The sequence below is a fragment of the Bradyrhizobium sp. USDA3516 genome, assembly GCF_057651995.1.
Window position 1 is genome coordinate 1 of sequence record NZ_JBYGYN010000020.1, and the last position, 9,603, is coordinate 9,603.

General features: G+C 57.0%; 8 protein-coding genes and 2 pseudogenes. 2 read left to right on the top strand and 8 right to left on the bottom strand.

The annotated features are described in order from the left end of the window. Nucleotides 1–99: 99 nt before the first annotated feature. The 3 genes and pseudogenes from AC24YW_RS36445 to AC24YW_RS36455 form a co-directional block, all read right to left on the bottom strand. Nucleotides 100–545: pseudogene (locus tag AC24YW_RS36445) on the bottom strand (transposase); the annotation flags it as partial. A gap of 158 nt (nt 546–703) precedes the next feature. Next, entirely contained in the window at nt 704–2,104 is a 1,401-nt protein-coding gene (locus tag AC24YW_RS36450) for an aminotransferase (protein WP_487487192.1), read from the bottom strand. 11 nt (nt 2,105–2,115) lie between these two features. Then, on the bottom strand, nt 2,116–3,630 hold the full coding sequence (locus tag AC24YW_RS36455) for an NAD-dependent succinate-semialdehyde dehydrogenase (protein ID WP_487487193.1): 1,515 nt from the start codon (nt 3,628–3,630) through the stop codon (nt 2,116–2,118). A 149-nt stretch (nt 3,631–3,779) separates the two neighbouring features. Here AC24YW_RS36455 and AC24YW_RS36460 point away from each other — a divergent pair, with 149 nt between their 5' ends. Then, nucleotides 3,780–4,256 (top strand): Lrp/AsnC family transcriptional regulator, encoded by a 477-nt coding sequence (locus tag AC24YW_RS36460; RefSeq protein ID WP_487487199.1) that lies wholly within the window; start codon nt 3,780–3,782, stop codon nt 4,254–4,256. Between the two features lie 365 nt (nt 4,257–4,621). Here AC24YW_RS36460 and AC24YW_RS36465 read toward each other — a convergent pair whose 3' ends face one another. Further along, nucleotides 4,622–4,822, bottom strand: a complete 201-nt coding sequence (locus AC24YW_RS36465; protein ID WP_487487194.1) for a hypothetical protein — start codon at nt 4,820–4,822, stop codon at nt 4,622–4,624. Nucleotides 4,823–5,018: 196 nt separating this feature from the next. Then, nucleotides 5,019–5,291, bottom strand: coding sequence for a hypothetical protein (locus AC24YW_RS36470; protein ID WP_487487195.1), 273 nt, complete (start codon nt 5,289–5,291; stop codon nt 5,019–5,021). Nucleotides 5,292–6,041: 750 nt separating this feature from the next. On the opposite strand from AC24YW_RS36470, the gene AC24YW_RS36475 reads away from it, so the two are divergent. Then, nucleotides 6,042–6,215 carry a transposase gene (locus AC24YW_RS36475; protein WP_487487196.1) on the top strand — a complete coding sequence of 58 codons (174 nt, stop codon included), beginning with the start codon at nt 6,042–6,044 and terminating at the stop codon, nt 6,213–6,215. A 626-nt stretch (nt 6,216–6,841) separates the two neighbouring features. Here the strand turns inward: AC24YW_RS36475 and AC24YW_RS36480 are convergent. The 3 genes and pseudogenes from AC24YW_RS36480 to AC24YW_RS36490 all read right to left on the bottom strand — a co-directional run. Then, nucleotides 6,842–7,543, bottom strand: a complete 702-nt coding sequence (locus AC24YW_RS36480; protein WP_487487197.1) for a hypothetical protein — start codon at nt 7,541–7,543, stop codon at nt 6,842–6,844. Between the two features lie 660 nt (nt 7,544–8,203). After that, a pseudogene (locus tag AC24YW_RS36485) lies at nt 8,204–9,245 on the bottom strand (IS110 family RNA-guided transposase). A gap of 89 nt (nt 9,246–9,334) precedes the next feature. Beyond that, on the bottom strand, nt 9,335–9,603 hold a 269-nt coding region (locus AC24YW_RS36490; RefSeq protein ID WP_487487198.1), incomplete at its 5' end, for an integrase core domain-containing protein.

Sequence of the window (9,603 nt, forward strand, 5' to 3'; positions counted from 1 at the left end):
ATGATCTGCTCTTCCGAGAGCGGCTGCGCTTCATGCTCTGGTCCTTGTCGTGGGCCAGAGCGAACTTCAAACTGGATTAAGCCTGTGGGGCAAGGTCAGGATTACCAACGCATCGATGTGAACCACTTCGGCTGTTGCGATCTTGGCCTTCAGACCGGCCTGGACCGTGCGTTTAAAGATCCTACGGAATCGCTCTTCGCCCCAGCGCCGGCGGATGCGTGTCAGGGTGGAATGGTGCGGCAGCTGCTCATGCAGGCCGTAACCAGCAAATCAGCGCATGGCGATGTTAACCTGAGCTTCCCGGATCAGCTTGCGATCGCGTACGATACCGGTGAGCAGACCCGCGAGCATCAGGCGGACCGCGGCCTCCGGATTCGATGGCTGGCGCAGCGTCGTTCGCGCAATAGCAGTCGGAGACCTCTTCCCTTAGCCAAGATACGTCGAGCACGCGATCGACCTGCGCCAGCACGTGCTTATCTGGGACGCTGTCTGAGCGTGCCAGTGATGACGAGCTCCAACTGATCCCGCTCCTTGCGCCCCAGCACCTCGTTTGCTCCGCCCGATCGCGAATCGCCGACGAGAACGGACTCAGCCAATTCGGGCGCAGCTTCCAAAGCTGCTCGCCCAAGCACATCACGCAGTCCATTCACCGCAAAGGTACGCTCAGCGGCGCAGAGATCCGCAATCGCATCAGTCATGGCTATTAAGCAAGGGCCGATTCGTTTGCGAGTTCGTCCATTACCTGCTTAGTCGCTTCGTAGGCGATTTCGACAATCTGATCTATCTCGGCTTCAGATACGACAAGGGGCGGAGCAAAGCCCAAAATATCCCCGTGCGGCATTGCTCGTGCAATGAGCCCCCGATCACGCGCAGCTTTAGAGATTCGCCCGCCGACCTTGAGCTGTTGATCAAATCGTCGTTTGGTTTGACGATCAGCAACGAACTCAATTGCGGCGAGCAGGCCGACACCCCTGACTTCACCGACGATCTCGAGCTGAGCAAAGCGCTGCTTGAGACGCTTTTGCAAGTGTGATCCGACGATCCTTGCACGGTCGCTTAGTTGCTCCTTCTCGACAATATCGAGCACCGCATTGGCAGCTGCCGCGGCAATCGGGTGGCCGGAATAAGTGTATCCATGCGAAAAAGCGCCAACTCGATCAGCCGCTTCTTCCAAGACTGAGTATACCTTCTCTCCAACGATAGCGCCTGAGAGCGGCATGTAGCCGGATGTCAAACCTTTGGCGACCGTCACCAGGTCGGGCTCGATTCCGTAGAGGGCACTTCCGAAGTCCGCGCCCGTTCGACCGAATCCGCAAATGACTTCGTCGGCTATAAGAAGAACGTCGTACCGTCTGAGCACGGCCTGAATTTCACTCCAATAGCCGGCAGGCGGCGGTGTAATACCGCCGGTACCCAGCACGGGCTCAGCAATGAACGCGCCAATCGTCTCCGGACCCTCGCGTTCGATCAGCTCCGTAAGTTCTGTTGCTCGCCGGCGAGAAAAGGCTTCCTCGGTCTCACCCGGCTCAGCACCCCAATAGTGATGTGGGGCCCCAGTGTGCAGAACGCCCGGAAACGGAAGATCCATGTGGTCATGGTAGAATGACATACCAGTCATCGAGCCAGAAATTACCGAGCAACCGTGATAGCCGCGCTCGCGGGAGATAATCTTCTTTTTCTTCGGCTGACCGCGGAGATTGTTATAGTACCACACAAGCTTTGCCTGGGTTTCGTTGGCGTCCGATCCGGACAGCCCATAGAACACCTTGCTCGGCTTACCAGGGGCCGTACGAACGAGACGATCCGAGAGGATCGCCAGCTCCTCGGTCGTATGCGCCGCGTATGTGTGATAGTATGCCAAGTTGTACGCTTGCCGCGCGATGGCCTCCGCCACTTCGGTACGACCGTAACCAATGTTTACACAATAAAGTCCGGCAAAGCCGTCAATGTAGCTGCGCCCCTCTGCGTCCTTGATGTGAATGCCCTTGCCGCCTGTCACGATAGTAGGATCACCAATCTTCCCACTTGCGAAGTCCTTGAGCTGGGTGAAAGGATGCAGAACCGTGGCGCGATCTCGATCAGCGATGGCCTTAATGTCAAGCATACCGTGTTCTCCTAAACTGCAAGATCGCCGAAGCAGACGTATTTGAGTTCCATGTATTCAGCCAAGCCGTGCCTCGACCCTTCGCGACCGAGCCCGGATTGCTTCCAGCCCCCAAACGGAATGGGCGGACCGGTGAATGATGCCGTATTGATACCGAGCATGCCGCACTCGATTTGCTCCGAGAGCCTGAGCGCACGACGTAGGCTGTCCGTATAGACATATCCGGCCAGGCCCATTTCGTTCGCATTGACTCTCGCAACCACCTCTTCTTCAGATTCAAACGTCAGTACAGCAGCCACGGGCCCAAACGTCTCCTCACGCGCGATAAGCATATCTTCGGTAACGTCGCTGAGCAGCGTCGGCGGAACGAAGTTCGGACCTAGCACGGCTCCCTTATCGGCGGAAAATTCTCGCGCGCCTTTCCTGACCGCATCATCGATGTGGGCCCTGCACTTATCGGCCACCGACAACTTGGTCATCGGCCCGATGTCCGTTGTAGACGCCAGCCCGTGACCAACCTTTAGTTGAGCAATTGCCTCAGCAAACGCGGCGACAAAGGCATTGTAGATGCCACTTTGTACGTAGATGCGGTTTGCGGCCAGACAGTCCTGGCCCGAAGTCGCAAATTTTGCGGCCATCGCTCCGTCGACAGCCTTCTTTAGATCGACGTCGTCAAAGACGACGAACGGAGCATGTCCCCCCAGTTCGAGCGATACTTTCTTGACTGTGTCGGCGGCTCCCTCCAAAAGCAAACGCCCCACCTCCGTAGAACCCGTAAACGACAGAGCGCGTATTCTTCTATCGCGCAAAAGCGGCGCTGAAAGCTCGATGGGATCGCCGACGACCACTTGCAACACACCGTGCGGGATTCCGGCCTCTTCGGCCAATCTTGCCACGGCGAGAGCTGAAAGCGGTGTCTCAGGAGCAGGCTTCACGATCATCGGACAACCGGCCGCAAGAGCAGCTCCCGCCTTTCGCGTGATCATGGCCACTGGGAAGTTCCAAGGGGTGATCGCCGCCGCCACACCGATTGGATGCATTCGCACCTGAAGCAAACTTCCAACCTTGTGACTGGGGATCGTCTCGCCATATGCTCGCTCACCCTCGGCAGCGAACCACTCTAGAAATCCAGCGCCGTAGGCAATTTCATTGCGCGCTTCATCAAGTGGCTTGCCCTGCTCACTCGTCACCACCGCGGCGAGCTCTTCCAAATGCTCCAGCATCAATAATGCCCAATGCCTAAGGATCGCCCCGCGCTTTGCGGGCAACAAATCTCGCCATGCGGCAAAGGATCGCTCCGCGGCCCCGATTGCGAGACTCATATCCGCGGCGGAACACCGAGCGACCTCGGCGATCTCATCCCCGTTAGCGGGGTCGACAACAATATCTTTGCGCTCGCCCGCAATCCAGCGACCATCAATCAGGGCGGCTCCCGCCACAAAGTCGCGTCGGCGAAGACTCCTCAAGTGGTTCGCGGCACGACCAATGGCATGCGGATCGTTCTGCCGAATAGGTTCAAGCGCCATGGTCCCGCGCGTCCTCAGTTGAAATTGCCACAACAATCAGGATACTGATGTCGCAAACAGATTTACGTCGCAATTTGCTGCCGCTCGGAAGAATTCCTGCGTCCAAGAGGCATTTTGCGGCGAAAGGGCACCTGAAGGTTGGAGTGATTATGCAATACGATCGAATAGACGCTCGGATCCTAGAGATTGTGCAGAAGAACAACCGCTTAACGTCCGAGGTGATCGGCGAAATGGCCGGGCTTTCGGCTACGGCCTGTCAGCGACGACTTAAAAGACTCCGTTCGGAAGGGATCATCGAGGCCGATGTTTCGATCGTTTCGGCGAAGGCAGTTGGAAGGCCGATTCAAATGCTCGTGCTGGTGAGCCTCGAGCGTGAGCGTTCGGACATCATTGATAGATTCAAAAAAGCTATCAAATCGTCGGCTGAGGTCGTCAATGGGTTTTATGTCACCGGCGACGCCGACTTTGTCCTCTATATTACCGCTCGAACGATGGAGGATTATGAGCAGTTCACCAGAAGATTCTTTTATGAAAACTCCGATATCAAAGGCTTCAAGACAATGGTTATAATGGACCGCGTAAAGGCTGGCTTCGCCATTCCGATCGAGGCTCCGTCCGACGAGTGATCAAGCCATCTTACTTCGCTTGATCTGTCCGCTCGGGACCCGAGTGTCTCACCATGACACGACTTGGCCTAAAAAAAGCGAGCGGCTCATATGCTGTTTAGAATTCGATTCCCCGAATTCTTGAGCGACGGCGAAAGCGCTCATGAAGCAACGATGTCATCCGCTGGCTCGTTCCATCGGAAGGGCTTGCTATAATCGCTTTATCGTTCAATGAACGAAGCGACGTCCGTCATGGACGATTACGCTCCGACAGATTTAGTGCCTGATCTTGGCATGGCAAAGAAGCGCGAGAAGCGTCTGAATTGATGGACCGGTGCGGATTGGTTCGAGTCTGCCATTTAGTGAGCCGTATCCGCCCGGTGAGGTCAATTACCCACAAATTCTACTCCGACCACGGCGCCCAGCGCGATGTCAGTGAGGCGTGATAGCCCTCTCCACATGACGGTATTGCCAGGCGGCGGATCGCTGGCGCGGGCGAGATAACCGCCGAGCCGGGCGATCTTGATCAGATAGTGCGAGAGCGTTTTTCTTGCTTTTGGTTTGTCGTTGACGAGGCGATCGAGCACGCCGATTTCAGTCGCAGTCAACGCGAGGGGTTGGCGGCGCGTCTGGCGCGGAACGGATGAGCATCGTCATCCAGAGGAGCCGCTAACTCAGGATGCAAAAGAGCGAGATCAGATTGGTCAGACGCTGGGCGGTCCTGAGCTTCGACTCCTCAGCTTTGCAGCCCGATTTGAGTGTGGAACACCTCGATCTTCCATCTCAAAGCATACCATTCGAGCTTCTCAATGACGTCGGTGTGGGAATGGGCAGGTCGGTGATCAGCTTCGAATCGATCTTCTTTCTGTTTTTCGGCGTCCCGCGCTCTTCGGCATGGATCACCGTCAGGGTCAGAGCGGGATAGCGCTTCTGCTTTCCGATCGGCGGTAGGACGCGAATCTTGCGATACCTGAGTTCAAGAACGGCCTGGTCAGGATCGCCGTTACTATCTCTGACTTCGATGCGATGGAGCCCTTTGACGGCGACCTCGTCCATTTCGTCGGCGATCGTGTGATCCCCATCTCCAGCCAAGCGGTCGACGCAGGTCCTGATCAGGAAATGAGTTCCGATCTCGTGTGCTGCGCAGAAGAGCTCTTAGCTGTCACTCTCGCGATCACCGATATGGATGCATCGTAACGGATAATCCAAGAGTTGCGTAGACTGCTTGAGATTTTCCAACCACCGGACACTTTCCTTTTTCTCGATGGGAATCCGGGTCGGATTGATCTTCTTTTTAAGCGCTGCCGTCCCCTTGAATTTCTTCCGGGTCCAGAACTTAACGGCCGCCAACCCCAGCGGCCCCCTCGATTGTAACCGCGGCTCGAAGGCATCAGGATGCCGCAAACCGTGTGCGCTCTGAGGCGACCCGCCTTCTCCCGTCCACTGTTTATGCTCTTGGTGATGCCGATCGCTTCTGACTTCTCGCGTTGATAGCTGAACTCGGTTGTATCGTGCCACAAGAACGAGACCGTCAGTGGCGGCGGCACGATCACGTATCGATTGGAAATGGCCGGCCAGAATGGTCGCATCATCGGTTCGAACTATTGTCGAAATTTTCCCAGTTATCGGTGGGACCGGTCGGGCGTTCGGACCACATCCTGTGTGGTCAAAAGACCTGCTCGATCGGGTTGAGGTCGAGAGCTCACGCCACATGGGTCATTGGCGAACGCCGACGCTCCTTGGTGACGTGCGCTGCGATTGCCTCACCGCACCTTGCCTGTTCGACGGCGGCCCAGTCGACAGCGAATGCTTGCGCGACTGTGCCAGCAGGTTCTCGTTCCTCAGCTTCATCCGCGCGACATCGTCATGATGGACAATCGCCGCAGCGACAAGTCGGTTATCCTGCGCAGCTTTGATAAAAGTGGTCGCGCCAGGCGCTGGTATCTACCGCCATACTCCCCTGACCTCAATCAGATCTAACAGAGCATCGCCGAGATTAGCCACTGGATGCGCTCCGCCCAGAAGCGCACGATTGTTCAGCGACTTTTTCTACAAAGCCCGCGAGCGTCGCTTCAGCAGGCGATGATTCCCGTGCTGCTGAGTCGACGACATTTGCCGCCGTATTGGTGGCCCTGTCACACCCATCTACCCCCACGAATGCAGCAACTACTTCGAAAACACCGATACGGCTCCATTTAAACGTGAAACGCTCTAGGGTCAGGCTACGGAGAGACGATGACCGTGCGGGTTCGTCCATCAGCCCAAAACGTAACTTTTGATCAAGGGCTTCTGCAGGAAGTTGGTCCGGCCTACTTCCTGCTTCTTTCGACGTACTGTTCTGCTCTGTGCGGGCCATTCCCCTCGAGCAAATCAGCACCGTATCCTTGGGATCAGGGATAACGAGGAGGGTACGGCGCTCCAATGGCTTGACATCTTGCATACACACTTGCCGATTGGGGCCTTGGGACGGTGATGCAGCACGGCAAAAGAGCGTCTTCCAGTGCACGAGCCATCTTAGGAACGTACCTATTTTCCGCAAAAGAAAGCATGCTTCTTGGCCATGCTAGTTGGCTGCGGGGATACTGGCAGTTTGGCTCCTGCTTCGATTACGGAGGCAACCCCACCGGCCCTTTGCTGTAGCGCTCGACCACTCTTCTCAACTCCGCACTCTTTGACCATAAGAGCCAATCGTCATCAACGATCTCCTCTTCCACTAGCCGTAATATCGACCCGCCCGGCTCGTAGTTCCACGTATCATAAACATTTTTGTCGACCGACCAGCGGCCCGCAAGCCCACATACGAAATCTGGAGCCCACATCGCAAAGGACACGCCACGTGCTGCTCCTGTCATAATCTTAGCCATCCCCCGTCCTCTGTAGTCTCTGCGCACCCAAATATCGCCATGGTAGGCCACTTTCCCAGTGATCATTCTCGCGCTTGGCGCCGTGCAGATACAACGGTCCTGGGGATGCGCGTCTTTTGTTGGGTCTGCATAAAAGAACTTAAGGGATTCAAGATGCTCCGCAAAGTTACTATGCGTCAGGTCATACAATCTAGCAGCTTGTACGAGCGCCACGTCATCATCTTTGTCCATACCTACCATCCAATATCCTGCGCCTGGCGCAATCGGCGAACGATCAGGTCGAAAGTTCGGGTATGTCGGTCCCTTTTCAAGAATCGACCGTGTTATCGAAATATACTTATGAAAATCAAAGCCTACCGAGAGCTTGATGCCTTTCTGGATAGCTGCGGTGTCATACGCCTGAATGAACCGTGAGACGTGGAGCGGATTGACTAGGCTTTCCATCCATGCACCTCTTTCATGCTGTCACTGATAAAGCGCCAACGATTGCTGGTGATATACTATCAGAGCTAAGCGGGGGACTACCTACTCTGGTCACTGAGCTTGTATTCGAGAGTCCCGATTCAGCGAGCACTAGTTGATGCATGCAGGCGTGTCCGGATCAAAGTCTGCCGTTCGTTGGTTGCGAAGTCTCCGTGTCAGTCCGCCATAGCGGGAGATCTCCACTCACCGGCTCCGCTTGCGGAGGGGCTTCGCCTCTCTTGTTGCCCTAAACCGTGATGGCATTAGCTTCGATATCCTGAGATAGTTTGCGGACTCGTCGGCCGAGAAGGCATCGATTCTTTGGCCGATTTGGGCGCAAGACCGTATCGACAGTTCGCGCTGACCTTGCCCCGATATGTGGAACGGCCCGCGAGGCAAGAGCTTTTTCAGTCGATTTCACACATTGGGACGGTGCGGTCATATGTCCGGCCTTTGCGCGCGGCACAATATGGCCGCTGGCCTCGATGAGATCCGCGGAACGAGGAGGCCAAATCAAGTTTACGCGCTTGAGCGCATTGGGGGCAGTAGCTTCACTCGTTTCGGGATTTCGTCCCAAGGGCTCGTCACCTGTTGTTGCACCTTGCCCTCTGCCGGCCTGCGCCGGTCAGATCGTATTGGCAGTCACTGCGTCACCGCGGTAACCGCCAATGGGTCTGGATGCCGATAAATTCCGGCCTTGTTCAGGAGCGCCCATATGATCCGCGCCGTCTTGTTGGCCTGCGCGACCGCGGCAACCTTGAAGGGCCGTCTGGCGAGAAGCGCCTTCAGCCACGGCCGCGCCCGAGCGTCGTTTCGGACAACCCGCAAGACGGCCGTCGCCCCGACAACGAGCAGAGAGCGGAGTTCCGGATTTCCCATCTTCGATATTCGTTCCAGTCGCTCTTTGCTCCGCTTGAATGAGGCCGCGGCGTCAATCCCAGTCAGGCGGCAAAGTGGCGAGCCGACTTGAACCCGCCGGGATCCGGCACGAGTGCCTTGATGGTCGCCGCCGTGATGGCGCCGACGCCAGGGATCGTGGTCAACCGACGCATGTCCTCGTCGTGCTTGGTCTCCACAACAATCGCGCGCTCGAGTCTCTCGATCTGGTCGGCTGAAGCTTCAATCTCGTCTGCAATAGCCCTCAGCGCGAAGCGCGCTGCTGCGGGCAGGCGAGCATCTGTCTCATCCCGTACGATTGCGACCAGCGCCTCAATCTTTGCCAGGCCAGCGGTGGCGATGATGCCCAATTCGGCCAGATGCGCGCGCAACGCGTCGACTCCCTGCGCTCGCTGCCGCACTAGAAGAGCGCGGGTCTTCAGCACCATCGCGGCAGCCTGTTGCTCAGCCGTCTTAATCGGCACGAAGAGCCTGGTCTTTCGGGTCACCGCTTCGCTGATGGCCTTCGCGTCCGCCGCATCCGTCTTACCACGCTTGACGAAGGGTTTGACATAAGCCGGCGGAATGAGCCGGACCTGATGACCTAGAGCCGCGATCTCGCGTGCCCAATAGTGAGCGCCACCGCAGGCTTCCATCCCCACCAGGCATGGTGGCAGTTTCTCGAAGAAGCGCAGAACCTCGCTGCGCCGCAATTTCCTGTTGAACACGGGCGAGCCTCCGCATCCGCGCCGTGAACCTGGAAAACGTGCTTGGCCAAATCTAACCCGATGGTGCTAACCTGTTTCACGGAACGGTCCCTCCTTTGTGGCGTTCGAACAACGACCACGTTCTAGCACTTTGATGCTGTTGGGGCGGGCCGTTCCACCGCATCAAGCTTTATCCAATCCTGAGTTCGCTCCGGTCGTTGGATTTGCCCGGTTGGGCGGTGGGAGCGACGGGAGCTGGCGCGGAGCCTTCGGCATAGCGCAGCGCCGGATTCCGGCGCGGGTGACAGGTGAAGGCGAACTCGGAGGGCGTTTTCCATCCGAGCTGCGAGTGGGGTCGGTCATCGTTGTAATCGGCCCGCCAGCATCCGAGTGCGAGGCGAGCCTGGGCCACTGACGTGAACAGCGTCTCGTTCAGCAATTCATCCCGCAGCCGGCCGT

Excerpts from the sequence above, each read along its gene's own strand:
- AC24YW_RS36480 (WP_487487197.1), bottom strand. The coding sequence starts at position 7,543 with ATGGAAAGCCTAGTCAATCCGCTCCACGTCTCACGGTTCATTCAGGCG.
- AC24YW_RS36460 (WP_487487199.1), top strand. The coding sequence starts at position 3,780 with ATGCAATACGATCGAATAGACGCTCGGATCCTAGAGATTGTGCAGAAG.
- AC24YW_RS36450 (WP_487487192.1), bottom strand. The coding sequence starts at position 2,104 with ATGCTTGACATTAAGGCCATCGCTGATCGAGATCGCGCCACGGTTCTG.
- AC24YW_RS36470 (WP_487487195.1), bottom strand. The coding sequence starts at position 5,291 with ATGGACGAGGTCGCCGTCAAAGGGCTCCATCGCATCGAAGTCAGAGAT.
- AC24YW_RS36475 (WP_487487196.1), top strand. The coding sequence starts at position 6,042 with ATGCTTGCGCGACTGTGCCAGCAGGTTCTCGTTCCTCAGCTTCATCCG.
- AC24YW_RS36455 (WP_487487193.1), bottom strand. The coding sequence starts at position 3,630 with ATGGCGCTTGAACCTATTCGGCAGAACGATCCGCATGCCATTGGTCGT.